We start from the raw sequence: 20,428 nt of genomic DNA, 5'->3' as shown, positions 1-20,428 counted from the left end.
TCACGATTCTTCACAGCCGGCCCGCCCGGCGTTCCATCGCCAGCAGCCAGACCAGGTAACCGCCGCCGATCACGCCGGTCACCACGCCGACCGGGAGTTGGTGCCCGGCGAACGCGCGTTGGGCCAGTAGGTCGGCCCCGGCCAGCAGCGCTACGCCGACGGCCATCGACGGCAGCAGGTTCGGGCCCGGTGCCCGGGTCAGGCGCTTCGTCACGTGTGGGGCGACGAGCGCCACGAAGGACACCGGCCCGGCGGCGGCTGCCGCGAACGAGACCAGCAGCACGGCGGCGGCGAGCAGCACCAGGCGCAGCCGGCGGACCGGGACGCCCAGGGCGCTGGCCGCGTCGTCGCCCAACTCCATCATGCGCAGCGCGGGGGCGCAGCCGACGAGCACCACCGGCGCCAACACGACCAGGACGGCGAGCAGCGGCCCGGCGTTGGCCCAGCCCCGCCCGTCCAGACTGCCGGTGAGCCAGAGCACCGCGCGGGCGGCGTCCATCAGGGGTGCCCGGGTCAGCAGGTAGCCGTTGACGCCGGTCAGGATCGCGGCCACCCCGATGCCGACCAGGATGAGCCGGTAGCCGTGCACTCCGCGCCGCCAGGCGAGCGCGTAGATCAGCAGGCCGGTGCCGAGCCCACCGGCGACCGCCGCGCCCGCGAGGGCCAGGCTGCTGCCGCCGAGGACGACCACCACCAGCGCGCCGGTCGACGCGCCCTGGGTGAAGCCCAGGATGTCCGGGCTGCCCAGCGGGTTGCGGACCAGCGACTGGAACACCGTGCCGGCGAGAGCCAGCGCCGCACCGACCAGGAGGGCGGTGACCAGCCGGGGCAAACGCAGCTCGTACACGATGAACTGTTCCGCCACGGTGCCGCCGCCGGTCAGCGTGCGCAGCACGTCCGCCGGCCCCATCGGGTAGTCACCACTGCCCAGGGCCACCAGGCCGAACCCGGCCGCGAGCAACGCCGCGCCGGCGCCGACGCCGAGCGCGCGGGGGCGGAACCGCAGCGACACCCCGAAAGAGGTTCGGACGACCGTCACGGTTGGGCCACCCTTCGGCGGGTGACCAGCCACAGGAAGAGCGGGCCGCCCAGCACGGCGGTCACCATGCCGACCTGGAGTTCCCCGGGCCGACCCAGCACCCGGCCGAGCACGTCGGCGCCGAGCAGCAACGCGGGCGCGAGCACCGCGCAGTACGGCAGCAGCCAGCGCAGGTCCGGGCCGGTCAGGGCGCGGACCAGGTGCGGGACCAGCAGCCCGACGAAGACGATCGGGCCGCACGCGGCGGTCGCCGCACCGCAGAGCAGGGTGACCGCGACGATCACGGCGGCGCGGATCAACGCGGGTCGAGCGCCGAGGGCTCGCGCCGCGTCGTCGCCGAGCGCGAGCGCGTTCAGTGGACGGGCGGCGCCGAGCGCGACCAGCAGCCCGATGAGGATGAACGGCAGCACCCGGGTGACGGTCGCGGGGTCCGCGCTGGCCAGTGAGCCGACCGTCCAGAAGCGCAGCCGCTCCAGCGAGGCGGTGTCCAGCAGCATCACCGCGCTCACGTAGGAGTAGAGGGTGGCGTTGAGCGCAGCCCCGGCCAGCGCGAGTCGGGCCGGGGTGGCGCCCCGTCCGCCGCCGACCGCGTAGACGAGCGCGGTCACCGCCGCCGCGCCGAGCAGCGCGAACCAGACGTACCCGCCGACGGCGGTGACGCCCAGGAACGCGGCGGCGGTGGCGACGGCCGCGGAGGCGCCGGCGTTGATGCCGAGCAGCCCGGGGTCGGCGAGCGGGTTGCGGGTGAGGGCCTGCATGACCGCGCCGGCCACTCCGAGGGCGGCGCCGGCGAGCAGCCCGAGCAGGGTGCGGGGCAGGCGCATCCGGTGCACCACGGCGTACTCGGTGGCGTCGCGGTGCAGCAGCCCGGACCAGACGTCGGTGAGCGGCATGGCCTTCGCGCCGACCGCGATGCTGAGCACCACGATCACCGCGAGCAGTGCCACGGCGGCGACCAGGCCGGCGGCGCGGGTCGCCCGGCGGCCGCGCCGGCTCGGGGGTGCGGCCGTTGCCCCGATCGGCACGGACGGTGCCGGTCGGGTGACGGTGGGTGTGGCGTCCAGTGTGGGCTCCGGGGTGGTGGCGAAACGGCGAACCGCTGTTGACAATGACCGAGGTTAGGCTAACCTAACCCCGCTGCCTGGTCGACCCCGACCAACCTCTGATCGAAAGACACCACCATGCCCGATGCCCTGTCCGCCCGCCGTCTCTCCCGCCGTGGCCTGCTGGCCGCCGGTGGCGCCGCCACGCTGGCCACCCTGCTCGCTGCCTGCGGCAACGGTGACGCCCCGAAGCCCGCTGCCAGCAACGGAGGCGGCCCCTGGTCGTTCACCGATGACCGCGGCACCAAGGTCGAGGCGGCGGCCCGTCCGACCCGGGTGGTGGCCTTCACCGGCGTGGCGGCGGCCCTGATCGATTTCGGTCTCGACAAGCAGCTCGTAGGCGTGTTCGGTGAGACCAAGCGCGCCGATGGCACCGCCGACCCGCAGGCCGGCGACCTGAACATCGAGGGCGTCGAGATCCTCGGCAACGTGTGGGGCGAGTTCAGCCTGGAGAAGTACGCCGCCCTGCGCCCCGAACTGCTGGTCACCCACATGTACGACCCGGACGCGCTCTGGTATGTGCCGGACGAGAGCAAGGCCAAGATCCTCCCGCTGGCCCCCAGTGTGGCGGTCACCACCGCCCGGGTGCCGATGACCAAACCCATCGAGCGGTACGCGGCGCTTGCCGAATCGCTCGGCGCGGACCTGTCCGCGAAGAAGGTCACCGACGCGAAGGCCCGCTTCGAGGCCGCCGCCGAGGCGGTCCGGCAGGCGGTCAAGGCCAACCCCGGGATCAAGGTGATGGCCTGCTCCGGCAGCCCCGACCTCTTCTACGTCTCCAACCCGAAGGTCAGCACCGACCTGATGTACTTCGCCGAGCTGGGCGTCGACATCGTGGTCCCCACCAAGCTCGAAGCCGGCGACTACTTCGAGGCGCTGAGCTGGGAGAGCGCCGGCAAGTTCCCGGCCGACCTGATCCTGCTGGACAACCGCGGCACCGCGCTGCAGGCCAAGGACCTCACCGCCAAGCCCACCTGGCAGCAACTGCCGGCGGTCAAGGCCAACCAGGTGAGCCCGTGGGACGCGGTGCCCCGCTTCTCGTACGCCGGCTCCGCTCCACTGCTGGAGAACCTCGCCACCGCCATCCGGAACGCGAAGAAGGTCAGCTGACGGACACCGCTCCCCGAGGCGCACCGCCGCGCCTGGGGGTCGGTGTGCGGCTGCCCGTCGTCGAGAACGTGGAAGGACATTCCGTGACCGTGCCGACGTACCCCGTCGAGACCACCACGGCGCCGCCGGCGTCAGCCGCGCGGACCCAGTTGCTGCATGGCGGCTCGGTCGAGCAGTACCGCCGGAGCATCGCCGACGGCGTCGACCGGGTCGCCCGTCGGGTGGCCAGCGTGGACCGTCCCGGCACCGGAATCACGCCGGCCGAGCTGGCCCCCCTGGTCGACCGGGTCGACCTGGACCGGCCGCTGGGCGACACCGCCGCCGCACTGGACGAGCTGGAGGACGTCTACCTGCGCGACGCCGTCTGGTTCCACCACCCCCGCTACCTCGCCCACCTCAACTGCCCGGTGGCCATCCCGGCGCTGCTCGGTGAGGCGGTGCTCACCGCCGTGAACTCCTCACTGGACACCTGGGACCAGAGCGCCGGGGCCACCCTCATCGAGCGCCGGCTGATCGACTGGACCGCCGAACGGATCGGTCTCGGCCCTCGCGCCGACGGCGTCTTCACCAGCGGCGGCAGCCAGTCCAACCTCCAGGCGCTGCTGCTGGCCCGGGAGGAGGCGTGTGCCGCCGCCATCGATCCGGCGGCACGCGCCGAGCTGGTGCCCCGGCTGCGCGTGCTCACCTCCGCCGCCGGTCATTTCAGCGTCCAGAAGTCGGCCAAGCTGCTCGGCCTCGCCCCGGACGCGGTGATCGCCGTACCCACCGACGCCCGGCGGCGGATCCGGCCGACCGCCGTCCGCGCGGAGATCGCCCGGTGCCGCCAGGCGGGGCTGGTGGTGATGGCCGTCGTCGGCACCGCCGGCACCACCGACTTCGGCTCGATCGACCCGCTCACCGAACTGGCCGGGATCTGCGCGGAGACCGGCGTCTGGCTGCACGTGGACGCCGCCTACGGCTGCGGTCTGCTCGTCTCGCCGACCCGCCGGCACCTGCTCGACGGCATCGAGCGGGCCGACTCGGTGACCGTCGACTTCCACAAGTCGTTCTTCCAGCCGGTCAGCTCCAGCGCCCTGCTGGTCCGCGACCGGCTGGTGCTGCGGCACGTCACCTACCACGCCGACTACCTCAACCCGGCCCGGATGGTGCAGCAGCGCATCCCCAACCAGGTCGACAAGAGTCTGCAGACCACCCGCCGCTTCGACGCGCTGAAGCTCTGGCTCACCCTGCGGGTGATGGGCCCGGACGCGCTCGGCGCGCTCTTCGACGAGGTCGTCGACCGGGCCGCCGACGCCTGGCACCTGGTCAGCGAGGACCCGCGCTTCGAGGTGGTGACCCGCTCCGAGCTGAGCACTGTGGTGTTCCGTTACCTGCCCACCGGCCCCGGCCGGGAGCTGGCCGACGCCGCCAACCTGCACGCCCGGGAGGCGCTCGCCGCGTCCGGTCTCGCCGTGGTCGCCGGGACCCGGGTGGACGGCCGGCACTTCCTGAAGTTCACCCTGCTCAACCCGGCCACCACCGTCGACGACGTCGGGTATGTGCTCGACCTGATCGCCACCCACGCCGGGCGGTACGTGCACGACCACGTCGCCGCCGACCTGACCTGCCCCGTCGGCTGACGCCGGTGACCACGCACCCGCGCCTGGAGACCTCGATGTCCACCCACGACTTCATCGCCATCGGGTTGGGCCCGTACAACCTGGGCCTGGCCTGCCTCACCGCGCCGATCGACGAGCTCGACGGGGTGTTCCTGGAGGCCCGACCGAGCCTCGCCTGGCACCCCGGCATGCTGCTGGAGTCGGCCCGGTTGCAGACCCCGTTCATCGCCGACCTGGTCAGCCTCGCCGACCCCACGTCGCCGTACTCCTTCCTCAACTACCTCAAGGAGATCGGCCGGCTATACCCGTTCTACATCCGGGAGAGCTTCTACCCGTTGCGCACCGAATACGACGCGTACTGCCGGTGGGCGGCGGCGAAACTGCCGAACCTGCGCTTCGGTCAGACCGTCACCACCGTGGAGTACGACAGCACCGACGAGCGGTACGTGGTGCGGGCCGCCACCGGCACGGGGGAGTCGGTCGAATACCGGGCCCGGCACCTGGTGCTCGGCACCGGCACCCCACCACACCTGCCCCCGGCCGTCGCGGAACTGCCCGGTGACGCCGTGCACAACTCCCACTACCTGGAGCACCGCGCCGCGCTGCGCACCAAGCGCAGCATCACCGTGGTGGGCAGCGGGCAGAGCGCCGCCGAGATCTACCACGATCTGCTCGGCGACATCGACCGGTACGGCTACCAGCTCAACTGGGTGACCCGGTCGCCGCGGTTCTTCCCGCTCGAATACACCAAGCTGACCCTGGAAATGACCTCACCGGACTACGTGGACTACTTCCACGCGCTACCCGAGGCGACCCGCTACCGGCTGGAGTCCGCGCAGAAGGGCCTGTTCAAGGGGATCAACGCCGACCTGATCAACGACATCTTCGACCTGCTCTACGCCCACAGCGTCGACGGGCCGGTGAACACCCGTCTGCTCACCAACACGGAGCTGGTCGGCGCCGACCACCGGGACGGGGAGTACACGCTCAGGTTGCGTCAGGTGGAGCAGGAGCGCGACCTCACACTGCGTACCGAGGGCCTCGTCCTGGCCACCGGCTACCACTACCGGGTGCCGGAGTTCCTCACGCCGGTGCGGGACCGGATCCGCTGGGACGCGCACGGCCGCTTCGACGTGGCCCGCAACTACAGCATCGACCACAGCGGACGGGGCATCTTCCTGCAGAACGCCGGCACCCACACGCACAGCATCACCTCGCCGGACCTGGGCATGGGCGCCTACCGCAACTCCTGGATCATCTCCGAGCTGCTCGGCCGGGAGCATTACCCGATCGAGAAGAGCATCACCTTCCAGGAGTTCGGGGTGTCGTCGTGACCACCGTCTTCACCCGCGTCGACGACCGTCTGGGCGAGTTCGCGCTGCGCCCGCTCGATCCGGACGCCGACGCGGCGCTGCTGCACGGTTGGGTGACCCACCCGAAGGCGGCGTTCTGGCTGATGCAGGACGCCGATGTGGCCCAGGTGAGCGAGGAGTACCGGCGGATCGCCGAGCACCCGCACCACGACGCGTACCTCGGGTTGTGGCGGGGGAGCCCGGCCTTCCTCGCCGAGCGCTACGACCCGGCCCACGTCGAGCTGGTCGGGTTGTACGACCATCAGCCCGGCGACGTGGGAATGCACTTCCTCTGCGCGCCGGTCGACGTTCCCGTGCACGGCTTCACCCGGGCGGTGCTCGGCACCGTCATGGCGTGGCTCTTCGCCGACCCGACGACCCGGCGGGTGGTGGTCGAGCCGGACGTGCGCAACACCGCCGTGCACGCGCTGAACGCCGCCGTCGGCTTCACGGTCGTCGGCCCGATCGCCAAGCCCGAGAAGGACGCGCTGCTCAGCGTCTGCACCCGAGCCCAGTTCCAGGCCGCCGCCGACGGTGCTGCCGCCGACGGTGCTGCCACCGACCGTGCTGCCACCGGCCGTGCTGCCGCCACCCGAACCGAAGGAGCCCCGGCGTGACCACCACCGCCGTCCCCACCCACCCGCCCGTCGCCACCGCCTATTCCGCCTCCGGCGACCCGGTCGGGCACCTCACCCCGCAGCGGTGGGCCCGGGCCAACCGGCTGCTGGTCCGCAAGGCGCTCGCCGAGTTCACCCACGAGCGGCTGCTCACCCCGCACGCCGTGGCCGGCCCCGACGACCGGCAGTGGTACGAGGTCCACAGCGACGACGGCACGGTCACCTACCGGTTCGCGGCGCGGGTGCTCGCCCTGGCGCACTGGCAGATCGACGCGGACAGCATCACCCGACACCGCGACGGCACGTCACTGGCACCGGACGCGGTGGACCTCATCGTCGAACTGCGCGACACCCTCGGGCTCTCCGCACGGGTCCTCCCGGTCTACCTGGAGGAGATCACCTCGACGCTGGCCGGTACGGCGTACAAGCTGGCCCAGGCCGCGCCGAGCGCCGCCGAGCTGGCCGAGGCGGACTTCCAGACCATCGAGACCTCGATGACCGAGGGCCACCCCTGCTTCGTGGCGAACAACGGGAGGCTCGGCTTCGGCGTCGACGAGTACCACCGGTACGCCCCGGAGGCCGCCGCTCCGGTGCGGCTGGAGTGGCTGGCCGCGCACCGCGACCACTCGACCTTCAGCAGCGTCGCCGACCTCGACTACGACACGCTCATCGAGGGCGAGCTGGACGCCGGGACCCGGGCCCGGTTCGCGGCCACGATGGCCGACCTCGGGCTGGACCTCGCCGACTACCACCTGATCCCGGCGCACCCGTGGCAGTGGTGGAACAAGCTGGCCGTCACCTTCGCCGGGGAGTTGGCCGAGCGTCGGCTGGTGCACCTCGGCCCCGGCCCGGACGTGTACCTTGCCCAGCAGTCCATCCGCACCTTCTTCAACGTCAGCGAGCCGGGTCGGCACTACGTCAAGACCGCGCTGTCGGTGCTGAACATGGGCTTCATGCGAGGGCTCTCGGCCGCGTACATGGCGGCCACCCCGGCGATCAACGACTGGCTGGCCGACCTGATCGCCGCCGACGAGGTGCTGACCAGCACCGGCCTGACCGTCATCAGGGAACGGGCCGCGGTGGGTTACCGGCACCGGCAGTACGAGGCGGCGACCGACCGCACCTCCCCGTACCGCAAGATGTTGGCCGCCCTGTGGCGGGAGAGCCCGGTGCCCGACCTGGCGCCGGGGGAGCGGCTGTCCACCATGGCCGCGCTGCTGCACGTCGACGACGAGGGCGGCTCACTGGCGGCCGCGCTGATCGCCCGGTCCGGCCTGGCGCCCGAGGTGTGGCTGCGGCACTACCTGGACGCCTATCTGACCCCGCTGCTGCACAGCTTCTACGCCCACGACCTGGCCTTCATGCCACACGGCGAGAACGTCATCCTGGTCCTCGACGAGCAGGACACCGTCCAGCGGGTGATCTTCAAGGACATCGCCGAGGAGATCGCGGTGATGAGCGACAAGGTCGAGCTGCCGGCGGCGGTGGAGCGGATCCGCGTCGAGGTGCCCGACGACACCAAGCTGCTGGCCATCTTCACCGACGTGGTGGACTGTTTCCTGCGCCACCTCAACGCGGTCCTGGTCGAGGCCGGTGTGCTCGCCGAGGACGACTTCTGGCGTACGGTCGCGGCCTGCGCGGCCGACTACTTCGACCGGGTGCCGCACCTGGCCGAGCGGGTCCGCCACTACGACCTGTTCGCCCCGGAGTTCACGCTGTCCTGCCTCAACCGGCTGCAACTGCGCAACAACCAGCAGATGATCGACCTCGCCGACCCGTCGGCCGCCCTCCAGTTCGTCGGCACCCTCACCAATCCGCTCGCCGCCCACGCCCCGGCCCGGTGACCGCTATCGCGTTTGATCATCCTGTACGTCAACGGGTGCAATAGGCGGATGGGAGTTCTGAGTACCGCCAGCCTGTTCGCCGCCACCCTGACCACCGGCCTGACCGCCGGGCTGTTCGCCGCCTTCGCGTACGCGGTCATGCCCGGCCTGGCCCGCACCGACGACCGGACGTTGGTGCTCGCCATGCGGCGGATCAACGAGTCGATCCTCAACGGGTGGTTCGCGGTGTGCTTCGGCGGCGCGCTGATCTTCACGCTGCTGGCGGCTGCGCTGCACCTGGGGGCCGAGCGTCGGGCGGTGTTGCCGTGGGTCGTCGCCGCGCTGCTGCTGTACCTGGTGGTGCTCGGCGTCACCGCCGTGGTCAACGTGCCGCTCAACAACGTGCTGGCCCGCCCCGGCGACGTCGACGATGGCACCGACCTCGCGGCCCTGCGGGCGCGCTTCGAGGCCACCTGGGTACGCGGCAACGTGGTCCGTGCCGTCGCGTCGACCGGCGCCTTCGGGCTGCTGGCGTGGGCACTGGTGGCCGAGGGTCGGTTGCCCGGCTGAGCCGGGCGGGCGACCGACCGGGCCGGCGTCGGCTCAGTCGGTCGACTCTGCCGTGCCGGCCCGCTCGAAGGCGCGGGCCAGTTGGGCGAGGTCGAAGCCCTCGAAGTGCTGGAGGAACCGGCGGCGCACGGCGGCCAGGTGGCTCGGCCAGGACTCCTCCAGCCGGGCGAAGCCCTCGTCGGTGAGGACGGCGTTCCAGCCGCGCGCGTCCTCCTCGCACCGTTCCCGCCGAACCAGGCCCTGCGTCTCCAGCCGGATGATCGTGCGGGTCATGCCGCTGAGGGAGAGGTGGCAGAGCGCCGCGAGCTCGTTCATGCGCATCCGCCGGTCCGGTGTCTCGGAGAGGTTCATCAGCGCGGTGTACTCGGTGAGTGGTAGTTGACGGTCACCGACCATGTCGGCGTCGATCGCGCGGGGCAGCACGTGCATGACCTGGCCCAAGGCGCGGACCAGGGATTCCTCATCAGGGCCGAGAGGTTGCGGAGTCGATTCGGAGGGGTTGGGCATCCTCATATCATACTTGTTTGACTGAGCAAATGCTTACACTCCGTGTGACCACGCCCATACACCAGATATTTGCTTGACCAATCAATCACCGGTTAGCGTTCCCGTCGTCAGGCAAGGACCTCTGAAAGGCGCCACACATGACCAGGATCGGGATCATCCTCGGCAGCACCCGCCCGGGGCGTAACGGCGAGGCCGTCGCCCGCTGGGTGCTCGAGATCGCCAAGCAGCGCTCCGACGCGGAGTACGAGCTGATCGACCTGCTCGACTACCAGCTGCCGCACCTCGACGAGGCGTACCCGCCCGCGATGGGCCAGTACACCCAGCCGCACACCAAGCGGTGGGCCGAGACGATCGCGTCGTACGACGGGTTCATCATCGTGACCCCCGAGTACAACCACTCGACCTCGGGTGCCCTGAAGAACGCCATCGACTTCCTGTACGCCGAGTGGAACAACAAGGCCGTCGGTTTCGTCAGCTACGGCTCGGTGGGCGGCGCGCGCGCCGTGGAGCACCTGCGGCTGATCTCCGGCGAGCTGCAGATGGCCGACGTGCGCTCGCAGGTCGCGCTGTCGCTCTTCACCGATTTCGAGAACTTCAGCACCTTCAAGCCCGGCCCGTTCCAGCAGGACGCGTTGACCACCACCCTCGACCAGGTGGTCGCCTGGAGCGCCGCGCTCGCTCCGCTGCGCAAGGCCTGAGCGCTTCGCGCCTACCGGAAACGGCCGCAGGGGATCCTGCGGCCGTTTCCGGTACCTTCAGGCCCGCTCTGCGCCGGCGAGCAGGTCCAGCGAGAGCTGCCAGAGTCGGGCCGCCGCCACGGGGTCGATCGCGTGGTCGGCGACCCCGCGCAACGGCGTCTCCGGGCTGTAGCGCACCGCCTGTGCGCAGTCCTCGAAATACCGGCCGCCGATGCCGTCCAGCTGCGGCGAGGCGGCGAGCAGTACGGAGGTCGCCGCCCCCTGCTGCGGAGTCTTGAAGTCGAACGCCGGGAGATTCGCGTAGTCCTCCTCGGTGAGGTGCCGTGCCAGGTTGGTGTGGATCGCACCCGGGTTGGCCGCGTTGACGGTGATGCCGTCGCCGGCCCAGCGCCGGTTCGCCTCGACCGCGAACAGCGCGGTGGCGGTCTTCGACTCGCCGTAGGCGAGCAGACGGTCATAGGGGCGTTCCCGGAAGTTGACGTCCTCGAAGACCATCGGGGCCTGAGCGTGGGCGATGGAACTCAGCGACACCACCCGGGCCCGCCCGGCCCCGGCGAGAGCCGGGTGCAGCCCGGTGGCGAGTGCGAAGTGGCCGAGGTGGTTGGTGGCGAACTGCAACTCCCAACCCTCCGCGGTCCGCATCTCGGGGGTCGCGGACACCCCGGCGTTGTTGACCAGGATGTGCAGCGGCCCATCCCAGGAGGCCACGAAAGCGGCGACCGACCGCCGGTCGGACAGGTCCAACGGCATGACCCGGAGCAGCCCGTTCGCGGTCCCGTTGCCGATCTCCCGGGCGATCCGCTCGCCGGCCCGCACGTCCCGTACCGCGAGGGTCACCTCGGCACCCGCCGTGGCGAGCGCCCGGGTGGTCTCCACGCCGATGCCCGAGGAGGCGCCGGTGACGATGGCACGCTGCCCGCTCAGGTCGACACCGGCCACGACGTCGGCGGCGGTGGACCGGGCGTCGAACGGTGTGGTGGTGCGCGATTCAGCCATGATCGATTCCTTTGGTTGAGTGTCCTCACATCGCGGTACCGATCGTGCGCGGGGGTCTGCGCGGACGGCCAACACGCTCTTCCTGGCGTGGCTACAGTCTGTTCCTGTGGCCACACCTGAGCTGCGACAACTGCGGTATTTCCTGGTCCTCGCGGAGGAGCTGAGCTTCACCCGGGCCGCCGCCCGCCTGATGATCGCCCAGCAGTCGCTGTCGCAGCAGATCACCGCTCTGGAGCGCGTCCTCGGGGTGAAGCTGTTCGACCGCGACAGCCGCGGCACCACCCTCACCGACATCGGCGTCCTGTTCGTGCCCGAGGCGCGCGCCGTGACGGATCGCGCCGAGCAGGCCGTCGCCCTCGTGGGACGGGCCCTGCGGGGCGAGGTCGGCACCCTCCGCCTCGCCTTCCTGACCACCGTCGCCAACCACCTCCTGCCCCCGGTGGTTCGGGCCGTCCGCCACCACCTCCCCGACCTGCACCTGGCCACCGAGTCCACCAGCATCGCGCCTCTGGTCCAGGGCGTCCTCGGCGGGCAGTTCGACGTCGCCTTCACCCGGACCCCGCTCGTTGGCGGCCTGGAGTCCAGGAGACTGACGACCGAACCGGTCTGCGCGGTGCTGCCCGAGGGCCACCCGCTTGCCGGTCGCGCCGAGTTGACGCTCGCCGACCTGGCGAACGAACCGTGGGTCATGACGCCGCGCAGCTCCTGGGAACCCTGGCACCGGGCCTACGAGGACCAGTTCCGGGAAGCGGGTTTCACACCGAACATCGTTCAGGAGGAGGCTGGTGTGCAGAGCCTCCTCGGCCTGGTCGCTGCCGGACTCGGCGTCACCCGGCTCGCCTGCTCGGCGGCGAGTCTCCGCCGCACCGGCGTGGTGTTCGTCCCGCTGGCCGACGCCTACGCGTACACCGAGATGGTGTGGTTGGCGGGCAACACCGCACCCGCGCTGCACCGGTTCCTGGACGTGGTCACGGAGCTCGCGGCGACGACGGACCTCACCAGCACCGGTTGACGGTACCGGGGCCGGCTCAGCGCCTCCCGAGTAGCCTTGGCGCGATGAGCCGATCCGCCGTCTCCGGTCGGGCTCCACTCTGGCGGGATCGCACCTTCGGCACGTACTGGGTCGCCCAGTCGCTCTCGGCGGCCGGCGACTCGTTCGCCTACCTGGCGGTGCCACTGCTGGTGCTCCAGGCGACCGGGTCGGTGGCACAGATGGGCCTGCTCACCGCGGTCGCGGGCGCGGCGTCCGTGGTCGCGGGGATCTTCGGCGGGGTGCTGGTCGACCGGTACGACCGCCGCACCCTGATGATCGTGGCGGATCTGGCCCGCCTGGTGCTCTACGCCCTGGTGCCACTGGCGTGGCTCGCCGGCCCGCAGGTCTGGCTGCTCTTCGTCGTGCTGCCCATCTGCGAGGCGGCCGGCATGCTGTTCCAGGTCGCCGCGGTGACCGCGGTCCGCAACCTGGTCGACCGGGACCGGATCACCGAGGCCAACGGCCGGTTGCAGGCGACGTACGCGGCGGCGGCCGTCCTCGGGCCGCTGCTCGCCGGGGTGGTGGCGGCCCGGTTCGGCCCGGCGACCGCCATCGCCGTCAACGCGGCGAGCTTCGCGCTCTCGGCGGCCGGCCTGTGGTTGATCCGACTGCGCCCCGTCCAGGTGGACGAGAGGGCGACCCGGCAGCGGCCGCTGGCCGAGTTCCTGGCCGGGGCGCGGTTCCTGTGGCGACAGCCCGTGCTGCGGGCGCTGACCGTCCTGCTGTCGGTCTTCATCTTTCTTACCTACGGCTTCGTCGACGTGCTGATCTACCACGTCACGCACGACCTCGACGGCTCCGAGGGCACCGTCGGCACGGTGCTCGGCCTGGCGGCGCTGGGCACGGTCGCCGGTGCGCTGCTGGTGGCCCCGCTGCGTCGCCGTCGCGGCTTCGGTGCCACCTGGATCGGCGCGCACGCGGTCTGCGGTCTCGCGGTGGCGGGTGTCGGCGTCGCCACGACCGTGCCAGCGGTCACCGCGCTGACCGCGGTGTACCTGTGCTGCCTCAGCGTCGGTGGGATCTGTTCGATGTCCCTGCGTCAGGAGATCACCCCCGATCACCTGCTGGGCCGGGTCACGTCGGCGTTCTGGAGCACGCACTACGCCCTCGGTCCGGCCGGCGCTGTCGTGCTGACCTGGGCCGCCGGCCGGCACGGCGCCGCGGTGGTCACGCTCGCGGCCGGCGCGGGGTGCCTGCTGGTCGCGGTCGGTGGCCTCTTCACCCCGATCCGCCGCGCCGGCGCGGAGCCGGCTGCCGGGCAGCCCGGACTACGCCCGGCCCCGGCCGGCGGCACGGTTAGTTGAGACGCTTTGGAGCTGATGTCGTAAACGATTCATGCGGTGGGCACGCCCGGGGCAGTGGGCACGCCCGGGGCGGTGGGCACGCCCGGGGCGGTGGGGAGGCCCGGGGTGGTGGGGAGAATCCAGACGGTGGGGACGCTCCGGACGGTCCGGGCCAGCGGCCGATTCGTTTGCGACATCAGCTCCAAAGGCGCCGACCACCACTGTGGCCTCCCGAGCGAGCGGGGAGCGGGCGCGGTCAGAACTCCTGGTACATCACGTGCAGGCCGATCCGGCCGAGGGCGGGGTGCCGGAACGCGCCCGGCACGGTGCCGACCACCTCGAAGCCCTCCCGCCGATACAACCGCACCGCCGAACCGTTGCTCTCCGCCACCGCGTTGAACTGCATGCCGGCATACCCCTGCCGGCGGGCCCAGGCAAGGGCGTCACGGCACAGCGCGGTGCCCACGCCCCGGCCCCGCGCGCCGGCGGCGACCATGAAGCTCGCGGTTGACACGTGCGCGCCCGGCCCGGGCCGGTTGGTGCCCATCTTCGCGGTGCCAAGCACCCGCTCGCCGTCGACCGCCACCACGGTCCGCCCCGGCGCCGCCTCGACCCACATGCCGTACGACTGCTCGGCGGTCATGGCCGGGTCGTAGGTGAACGTGTCCTGTGCCCGGATCACCTCCTCGATGATCGGCCACACCTGCGACCAGTCCCGGTCGACGAACTCCCGAATCAGCACCCGGGGAGGTTAGGCCCTGGGTGGCGGCGCGGACAAACCGTTATCCGTCGGACGCCACCCGTGCCGGCCGTCAGTCCGACGCGAGCGCGGCGATCTCCTCGTCCAGCAGGGCCGTCAGTTGGGCGTACCGCCCGGGATGGCTCTGCTCGGTCATCCCGCGGCTGGGCATCTCCACAGTCATCAGCAGGTACAGGTGCAACCGGTAGAAACTGAGCCGGAGGCGTGCCGACGCGTCCAGCACCAGCGGCTGGGGCGCGGCGGCCTGGTAACCGCGCAGCAGCGGGTGCTCCGGTTCGGCCTCGACGCGCCGGAAGAGCCGCGGCGAGACCAGATCCAGCAGCGGATCGCCGTAGAGGAAGCGTTCGCCGTCCACCAGGCCAGAGAGCCGCAACCGGCCGTCCCGGTCGGGCGCGGCCAGCACATTGCCGTCCCAGCAGTCGAAGTGCAGCAGCGCCGGGCGGCGAACCTCGTCCAGCACGTCGGCGTGTCGCCCCACCAGTTCGTGCAGGCGGCCCGGGGTCACCGGCAGTCGGACGCCCCAGTCGGCCGCGTCGGCCAGCAGTTCGTCGAGCATCGCGGTGAACGCCGCCCGCCAGGTCGGCCCGGCGGCCCGGTCGCCGTCGTAGCCGAACCGGTCCCCGGTCACCTGGTGCAACGCGGCGAGGGCCACGCCCAGGTCGTAGCGTGCCGGGCCGTCGTCGACCGCGCCATCGGCCTCGGCCAGGTCGGACAGCGACCGGCCGGGCAACAACTCGGTGACCAACCACTCGCCGTACGCCGGGTCGGTGCCGTGCCACAGCACCGCGGGGACGGGCACCTGCGGCGCCCGCTCCGCGACGAGCCGGAAGTATCGTTCCTCGGCGGCGCAGAGCCCGCGCTCGTAGCGCAGCAGCGGCGTGCCGGCCGACGGGGCCAGCTTCAGCACCACCCGCCGGCCGTCGTCGAGCACCGCCCACCAGACCGTCGCGAACCCACCACCGGCCAGCGGACCGGCGTCGCGGACCCGGATGTGCGGCCCGAACGACGCACCGATCAGGTGTGCCACATCGGCGCTGGCGAGGGACTGTTGGGTCGGGCTGATGGCGGTCACGACGAGGCGTCACCTCGCCGTGCGCGTGGCGCGGAACCCGCGGTGGCGCGGGTGGCCCGTGGGACGGGGCCGGCGGTGTCGCGGCGGACCAACTCGGCGGGGAGCACCTCGACCCGGGGCGTCGGGGCTCCGACGCCGAGCACCAGAGACATGGCCCGGACTCCCATGTGGACCAAGGGTAGCCGCACGGTGGTCAACGCGGGGGTCACGTCCCGGGCGATCGGCATGTCGTCGAACCCCAACACCGAGATCTGCTGCGGCACCGACAGCCCACGGGCGCGCAGGGTGGCGAGCGCGCCGATGGCCATCGAGTCGTTGAGCGCCACGATCGCGGTCAGCTCCGGGTCGGCGTCGAGCAGTCGGGCAGCGGCCTCGGCGCCACCGTCACGGTCGAACTCCGCGTACCGGATGCGCCGTTCGGGCAGCTCGCGGCCCTGCTCGGTGAGGGCCTGCCGGAGGCCGGCCAGTCGGTCGGTGGTGGTGGTCAGGATGCGTGGGCCGGCGATCACGCCGATCGCCCGGTGCCCCAGACCGCACAGCTCCCGCCCGGCGAGGTAGCCACCGGCCCGGTTGTCCGGCATCACCGCGTCGCCGGAGTGCTCGTGCCGGCCGATCACCGCCACCCGCCCGCCGGTGGCCTCGTACGCGGCGAGCTTCTCGTTGAGCTGCCGGGTGAACGCCTCGTCGTGGTAACCCGAGCCGGCCAGGATCAGCGCCGCCACCTGGTGGCCGCGCAGCAACTCCACGTATTCCAACTCGCGGTCCGGGTCCCGGTAACTGTTGCAGATCATCAGCAGCCGGCCCTGGTCGGTGGCGACCCGTTGCAGACCTCGGGTGATCTCGGCGAAGTACGGGTCGGAGACGTCGTGCACGATCACCCCGACCGCACTGCGGTGTGAGCGGGCCAGCAGTTGGGCGTGCGCGTTCGGCACGTACTGCAACTCGGCGACGGCGGCGAGCACCCGCTCGCGCAGTTCGTCGGTTACCGGTTTGCTGCTGCCGTTGATGACGCGGGAAGCGGTGGCGGGCGAGACGCCCGCCCGGCGGGCCACATCGGACAGGGTCGCCATGGCCCGCCCCCTCGATCTGTTGACGGCGTTTCGTCGTGCCGGCTAGCGTCACCGTACCGCAGAGAAAGCCCTTTCCCGCAGGGAGGCCCGGCCGTGTCCGATCGCTTCGCCGCCCCACTGCCCGGTGGGATCGGGGTGTCCCGGCTGCGCGTCTACGACACGGTGGCCCCGGACGGTCTGGTCGGCGGCACTCCGCACGTGCACCTGTGCTGCACCGAGGGGTACGTGGTGACCGACGGCGAGGGCGCGGTGCAGACCCTGACCACGGCCGGGTTCCGGGAGACGCCGCTGCGGCCGGGGGCGGTGGTCTGGTTCGAACCGGGCACCGTGCACCGCCTGGTGAACGGCGGTGGGCTGAGCATCGTGGTGCTCATGCAGAACAGCGGCCTGCCCGAGGCCGGTGACGCGGTGCTGACCTTCCCACCCGAGGTGCTGGCCGACCCGGCCGCGTACGCCGCGGCGGCGGCGTTGCCCGACGGGGGAGCGCCGGGCGCGGATGTGCACGCCGCGTACCGCAGACGGGACCTGGCGGTGACCGGCTTCCAGGCGCTGCGGTCGGGCGGGCCGGCGGCGCTGGTTGCCTTCCACGCCGCCGCGGTGGCGCTGCGCCAGCCGTTGTTGACGCGCTGGCGGCAGCGGTGGGAAATCGGCGCGGGCCGTGCCGCCGCCGACACCGCCGGGCAGCTCGACGCCCTGGAACAGGGGGATCCCGGGTACCTGGGCGACGCTGGCGTGTACACGGTGGACCAGCCGACCGAGCGCGGCCGGCTGGGCATGTGTGGGCTCCTCGACACCTACCCGGCGACCGGCTGACGGCCCGGCATCGGCCGGGCACGGCAATCGACGAATAGATCGAGGAAAGGCCTTGCCCGGCGTGAGGGTGCCGCCTACGCTCCAGGAAAGCGTTTGCCTGATCCGCCGACCGGCCCGCTCCCCGGGGTGCCGTGCCCGGCCCCGAGGAGGTTCCGCGTGACCGAGAACTCTCTGGACACGGCGGGCCGGCAGGCCGCCGCCGACAAGGCGGGCGGTGCGCGGGCAGCCGCTCCCGGGCCTGCGAGCGCCGGTGCGTCGGAAGCCGTCGACGGCTCGGTTTCGTCCACCCTGGAGCCGCAGTCATTCGGTGGCGGCCGTCCACCACGCCCGACGCTCGGCCGGCGGGCGGTGGCCTTCGCCGACTCGCTCTGGCGCCCGGCGCTGGTGCTCGCGGTCTTCTTCGCCGCCTGGTGGTTCGTGGCGGCCCGGGAGTACGTCCCGAACTACCTGGTGCCCACACCCGGTCAGGTCTGGGAGACGATGACCACCCAGTGGTCCGAGCTGGCCCGGCACACAGTGGTCACCCTCTACGAGACGGTGCTCGGGTTCGTGCTGGCCGCCGCGTTGGGCCTGGTCACCGCGGTCGCCATCGCCTACTCCCGCACCCTGGACAAGGCGCTCTACCCGATCGTCCTGTTCGCACAGGTCATCCCGAAGATCGCCATCGCGCCGCTGTTGGTGGTCTGGTTCGGCCTCGGCCTCACCCCGAAGATCATCCTGGCGGTGCTCATCGCGTTCTTCCCGGTGGTCATCTCCGGAGTGGCCGGGCTGCGCTCCACCGACCCGGAGCTGCTCGACCTCTCCGCGACGATGGGCGCGGGGCCGTGGCGCACCTTCCGCAAGATCCGCTTCCCGAACGCGTTGCCGCACCTGATGGCCGGACTGAAGGTGGCCGTCACCCTCGCCGTGGTCGGTGCCGTGGTCGGTGAGTTCGTCGGCGCCAGCGAGGGGCTCGGCTATGTCCTGTTGCTGGCCAACGGCAATCTCGACGCCCCGCTGCTGTTCGCCGACCTGATCCTGATGTCCGCCATCGGCATCGTCCTGTTCGTCCTGGTCGAGATCGCCGAGGCACTGCTCATTCCGTGGCACGCCAGCCGTCGGGCCGGCGTGTCCCTCACCACCTCCTGACCGACCCCATCACGGAGGCACCGATGAAACGCACCGCCACCACCATCCTGGCCACCGCCGCCCTGCTCCTCGCCGCGACCGGCTGCGGTGGGGACGACCCCGCCGGCAGCACCAACGCCGACGGCAGCAAGCAGGTCACCCTCACCCTCAACTGGGTGCCCTACGGCGAGCACGCGCCCTTCTACTACGGCCTGCAGAAGGGCTACTACTCCGCCGAGGGCATCGACCTGAAGATCCTGCCCGGCAACGGCTCGGGCAACACGGTCAAGCAGGTCGCCCAGAAGCAGACCGACTTCGGCTGGGCGGACAGCCCGGTGCTGCTCAAGTCGGTGGCCAGCGGCATGCCGGTGCGCAGCCTCGGCGCGTACCTGGAGAAGGGCCCCTCCTCGGTGGAGTTCTTCACCGAGGAGAACATCAAGACCCCGGCCGACCTCAAGGGCAAGACCGTCGGCGGCACCCCCGGCGACGCCCTCTACGCGACCTTCCCGGCCTGGCTGGAGAAGAACGGCGTCAAGAAGGACGACGTCAAGGTCGTCAACGTCGATGCCGCCGGCAAGATCGCCGCCCTGGCCGAGGGCAAGGTCGACGCCATCATGGGCTTCTTCCACGACCAGGCGCCCACCATCGAGAGCAAGACCGGCAAGAAGGTCGACGTGCTGCTCTTCGCCGACTACGGGATGAACCTGCTCGGCACCGGCCTGATCGCCAACACCCAGACCCTGCAGAAGGACCCGGAGCTGGTTCGCAAGTTCGTCCGGGCCACTCAGAAGTCCTGGGCCGACGCCGCCCGGGACCCGGCCGGCGCGGTGAGCGCGATGACGGCTCTGGCAGAGAACGAGCCGGCGCCCGAGGTGCTCACCAAGCAGCTCACGCTCAACCTGCCGCTGATCGGCGCGGACGGCGCGCCCGGGGTGAACACCGAGGCCCAGTGGACCGAGACCATCGAGCTGATGGCCCGCTACGCCGAGCTGAAGGACCCGGGAGCGCCCAGCGCGTACTGGGACTCCTCGTACGCGGCGCAGGGGTGACCCGGTGACCGCCGCGAAGTCAGCCACCGGCACCGCCATCGGGATGTCCGGGCTGACCGTCCGGTTCACCACCAGACGGACGCAGACCACCGCGTTGGACGACGTGTCGCTGGACATCGAGCCGGGCGAGTTCGTGACGATCGTCGGCCCGTCCGGCTGCGGCAAGTCCACCCTCCTGAAGATCGTCGCGGGGCTGGTCAGGCCGACCAGCGGCGAGGTGTCGCTGCTGGAGCGCCCGGTGCGCGGCCCACAGAAGGAGATCGGCTTCGTCTTCCAGAAGGCCGCCCTGCTGGAGTGGCGCGGCGCCCGAGCCAACATCCTGCTCCAGGCCGAGATGCGCGGCATGGACCGGGCGCAGGCGGCCCGCCGTGCCGACGAGCTGATCGAGATGACCGGCCTGACCGGCTTCGAGAAGGCGTTGCCACACGAGCTGTCCGGCGGTATGCAGCAGCGGGTGGCGCTCTGCCGCGCGCTGCTGCACTCCCCGCCGGTGCTGCTCATGGACGAGCCGTTCGGCGCCCTGGACGCGCTGACCCGGGAGCAGATGAACGCCGAGCTGCATCGGATCTGGCGGGAGACCGGGACCACAGTGGTGCTGGTCACCCACTCCATCGCCGAGGCGGTCTTCCTCGGCACCCGGGTCGTGGTGATGAGCCCCCGGCCCGGCCGGATCATCCGCACCTTCCCGGTCGAGCTGCCGGCGCACCGCGACTACGCGTCTGTGATGTCGGACCCCCGCTTCGACCGGCTCGCCACCGACCTGCGTGGGTTGCTCGGCAGCGCGGCCGCCAACCACTGAGCGCGAATCGGCACGACCAGCACGACGGA

Annotated in this window: 20 protein-coding genes; 13 read left to right on the top strand and 7 right to left on the bottom strand. The window is 71.7% G+C overall.

The annotated features are described in order from the left end of the window. Nucleotides 1–10: 10 nt before the first annotated feature. Together V6U86_RS10990 and V6U86_RS10985 are read right to left on the bottom strand one after the other, a co-directional pair. Nucleotides 11–1,039, bottom strand: a complete 1,029-nt coding sequence (locus tag V6U86_RS10990) for a FecCD family ABC transporter permease (protein ID WP_334501549.1) — start codon at nt 1,037–1,039, stop codon at nt 11–13. Further along, on the bottom strand, nt 1,036–2,148 hold the full coding sequence (locus V6U86_RS10985) for a FecCD family ABC transporter permease (RefSeq protein ID WP_442934917.1): 1,113 nt from the start codon (nt 2,146–2,148) through the stop codon (nt 1,036–1,038). The genes V6U86_RS10990 and V6U86_RS10985 overlap by 4 nt, the downstream gene beginning before the upstream one ends. Nucleotides 2,149–2,220: 72 nt before the next feature. Between V6U86_RS10985 and V6U86_RS10980 the strand changes: the two genes are divergently transcribed. The 6 genes from V6U86_RS10980 to V6U86_RS10955 all read left to right on the top strand — a co-directional run bounded on the left by V6U86_RS10980 (nt 2,221) and on the right by V6U86_RS10955 (nt 9,212). Beyond that, nucleotides 2,221–3,252: an ABC transporter substrate-binding protein gene (locus V6U86_RS10980; protein ID WP_334501547.1), complete on the top strand. Its 1,032-nt coding sequence runs from the start codon at nt 2,221–2,223 to the stop codon at nt 3,250–3,252. A gap of 89 nt (nt 3,253–3,341) precedes the next feature. Continuing rightward, the gene (locus tag V6U86_RS10975) at nt 3,342–4,871 is read left to right on the top strand and encodes a pyridoxal phosphate-dependent decarboxylase family protein (RefSeq protein WP_442934921.1); all 1,530 of its coding nucleotides are present in this window, start codon (nt 3,342–3,344) and stop codon (nt 4,869–4,871) included. Nucleotides 4,872–4,906: 35 nt separating this feature from the next. Further along, entirely contained in the window at nt 4,907–6,184 is a 1,278-nt protein-coding gene (locus V6U86_RS10970) for a lysine N(6)-hydroxylase/L-ornithine N(5)-oxygenase family protein (RefSeq protein ID WP_334501650.1), read from the top strand. Further along, nucleotides 6,181–6,819: a GNAT family N-acetyltransferase gene (locus V6U86_RS10965; protein WP_334501541.1), complete on the top strand. Its 639-nt coding sequence runs from the start codon at nt 6,181–6,183 to the stop codon at nt 6,817–6,819. The genes V6U86_RS10970 and V6U86_RS10965 overlap by 4 nt, the downstream gene beginning before the upstream one ends. After that, the gene (locus V6U86_RS10960; protein ID WP_334501538.1) at nt 6,816–8,663 is read left to right on the top strand and encodes an IucA/IucC family protein; all 1,848 of its coding nucleotides are present in this window, start codon (nt 6,816–6,818) and stop codon (nt 8,661–8,663) included. Before V6U86_RS10965 ends, V6U86_RS10960 begins: the two co-directional genes overlap by 4 nt. Nucleotides 8,664–8,711: 48 nt before the next feature. Further along, complete coding sequence (locus V6U86_RS10955) at nt 8,712–9,212, top strand: anthrone oxygenase family protein (RefSeq protein ID WP_334501535.1); 501 nt, start codon at nt 8,712–8,714, stop codon at nt 9,210–9,212. A 33-nt stretch (nt 9,213–9,245) separates the two neighbouring features. On the opposite strand, the gene V6U86_RS10950 is transcribed toward V6U86_RS10955, so the two are convergent. Further along, nucleotides 9,246–9,719, bottom strand: a complete 474-nt coding sequence (locus V6U86_RS10950; protein WP_334501533.1) for a MarR family winged helix-turn-helix transcriptional regulator — start codon at nt 9,717–9,719, stop codon at nt 9,246–9,248. 137 nt (nt 9,720–9,856) lie between these two features. Here V6U86_RS10950 and V6U86_RS10945 point away from each other — a divergent pair, with 137 nt between their 5' ends. Then, nucleotides 9,857–10,417: an NADPH-dependent FMN reductase gene (locus V6U86_RS10945; RefSeq protein ID WP_334501531.1), complete on the top strand. Its 561-nt coding sequence runs from the start codon at nt 9,857–9,859 to the stop codon at nt 10,415–10,417. Between the two features lie 57 nt (nt 10,418–10,474). On the opposite strand, the gene V6U86_RS10940 is transcribed toward V6U86_RS10945, so the two are convergent. Continuing rightward, complete coding sequence (locus V6U86_RS10940) at nt 10,475–11,413, bottom strand: SDR family NAD(P)-dependent oxidoreductase (RefSeq protein WP_334501529.1); 939 nt, start codon at nt 11,411–11,413, stop codon at nt 10,475–10,477. A 106-nt stretch (nt 11,414–11,519) separates the two neighbouring features. On the opposite strand from V6U86_RS10940, the gene V6U86_RS10935 reads away from it, so the two are divergent. Together V6U86_RS10935 and V6U86_RS10930 are read left to right on the top strand one after the other, a co-directional pair. Further along, a complete protein-coding gene (locus V6U86_RS10935) occupies nt 11,520–12,425 on the top strand; it encodes a LysR family transcriptional regulator (protein ID WP_334501527.1) in 906 nt (301 codons plus the stop codon). 44 nt (nt 12,426–12,469) lie between these two features. Beyond that, the gene (locus tag V6U86_RS10930; protein WP_334501525.1) at nt 12,470–13,750 is read left to right on the top strand and encodes an MFS transporter; all 1,281 of its coding nucleotides are present in this window, start codon (nt 12,470–12,472) and stop codon (nt 13,748–13,750) included. Nucleotides 13,751–13,985: 235 nt separating this feature from the next. Here V6U86_RS10930 and V6U86_RS10925 read toward each other — a convergent pair whose 3' ends face one another. From V6U86_RS10925 to V6U86_RS10915, 3 genes are all read right to left on the bottom strand, one after another. Further along, on the bottom strand, nt 13,986–14,471 hold the full coding sequence (locus V6U86_RS10925) for a GNAT family N-acetyltransferase (protein WP_334501523.1): 486 nt from the start codon (nt 14,469–14,471) through the stop codon (nt 13,986–13,988). A 70-nt stretch (nt 14,472–14,541) separates the two neighbouring features. Continuing rightward, complete coding sequence (locus V6U86_RS10920) at nt 14,542–15,561, bottom strand: phosphotransferase (protein WP_334501521.1); 1,020 nt, start codon at nt 15,559–15,561, stop codon at nt 14,542–14,544. Continuing rightward, nucleotides 15,558–16,631 (bottom strand): LacI family DNA-binding transcriptional regulator, encoded by a 1,074-nt coding sequence (locus V6U86_RS10915; protein ID WP_334501519.1) that lies wholly within the window; start codon nt 16,629–16,631, stop codon nt 15,558–15,560. Before V6U86_RS10915 ends, V6U86_RS10920 begins: the two co-directional genes overlap by 4 nt. Nucleotides 16,632–16,724: 93 nt before the next feature. Here V6U86_RS10915 and V6U86_RS10910 point away from each other — a divergent pair, with 93 nt between their 5' ends. The 4 genes from V6U86_RS10910 to V6U86_RS10895 all read left to right on the top strand — a co-directional run bounded on the left by V6U86_RS10910 (nt 16,725) and on the right by V6U86_RS10895 (nt 20,399). After that, the gene (locus V6U86_RS10910) at nt 16,725–17,444 is read left to right on the top strand and encodes a cupin domain-containing protein (RefSeq protein WP_334501516.1); all 720 of its coding nucleotides are present in this window, start codon (nt 16,725–16,727) and stop codon (nt 17,442–17,444) included. A gap of 156 nt (nt 17,445–17,600) precedes the next feature. After that, nucleotides 17,601–18,572 carry an ABC transporter permease gene (locus V6U86_RS10905; RefSeq protein WP_334501514.1) on the top strand — a complete coding sequence of 324 codons (972 nt, stop codon included), beginning with the start codon at nt 17,601–17,603 and terminating at the stop codon, nt 18,570–18,572. Between the two features lie 23 nt (nt 18,573–18,595). Beyond that, nucleotides 18,596–19,600: an ABC transporter substrate-binding protein gene (locus tag V6U86_RS10900; RefSeq protein ID WP_334501512.1), complete on the top strand. Its 1,005-nt coding sequence runs from the start codon at nt 18,596–18,598 to the stop codon at nt 19,598–19,600. Between the two features lie 43 nt (nt 19,601–19,643). Next, the gene (locus tag V6U86_RS10895) at nt 19,644–20,399 is read left to right on the top strand and encodes an ABC transporter ATP-binding protein (RefSeq protein ID WP_442934920.1); all 756 of its coding nucleotides are present in this window, start codon (nt 19,644–19,646) and stop codon (nt 20,397–20,399) included. Nucleotides 20,400–20,428: the final 29 nt, after the last annotated feature.

The sequence above is a fragment of the Micromonospora sp. CPCC 205558 genome, assembly GCF_036902955.1.
Classification (GTDB): domain Bacteria; phylum Actinomycetota; class Actinomycetes; order Mycobacteriales; family Micromonosporaceae; genus Micromonospora.
The sequence above is the reverse complement of the archived record's forward strand: the minus strand, read 5'-3'. Positions and strand labels throughout refer to the sequence as shown.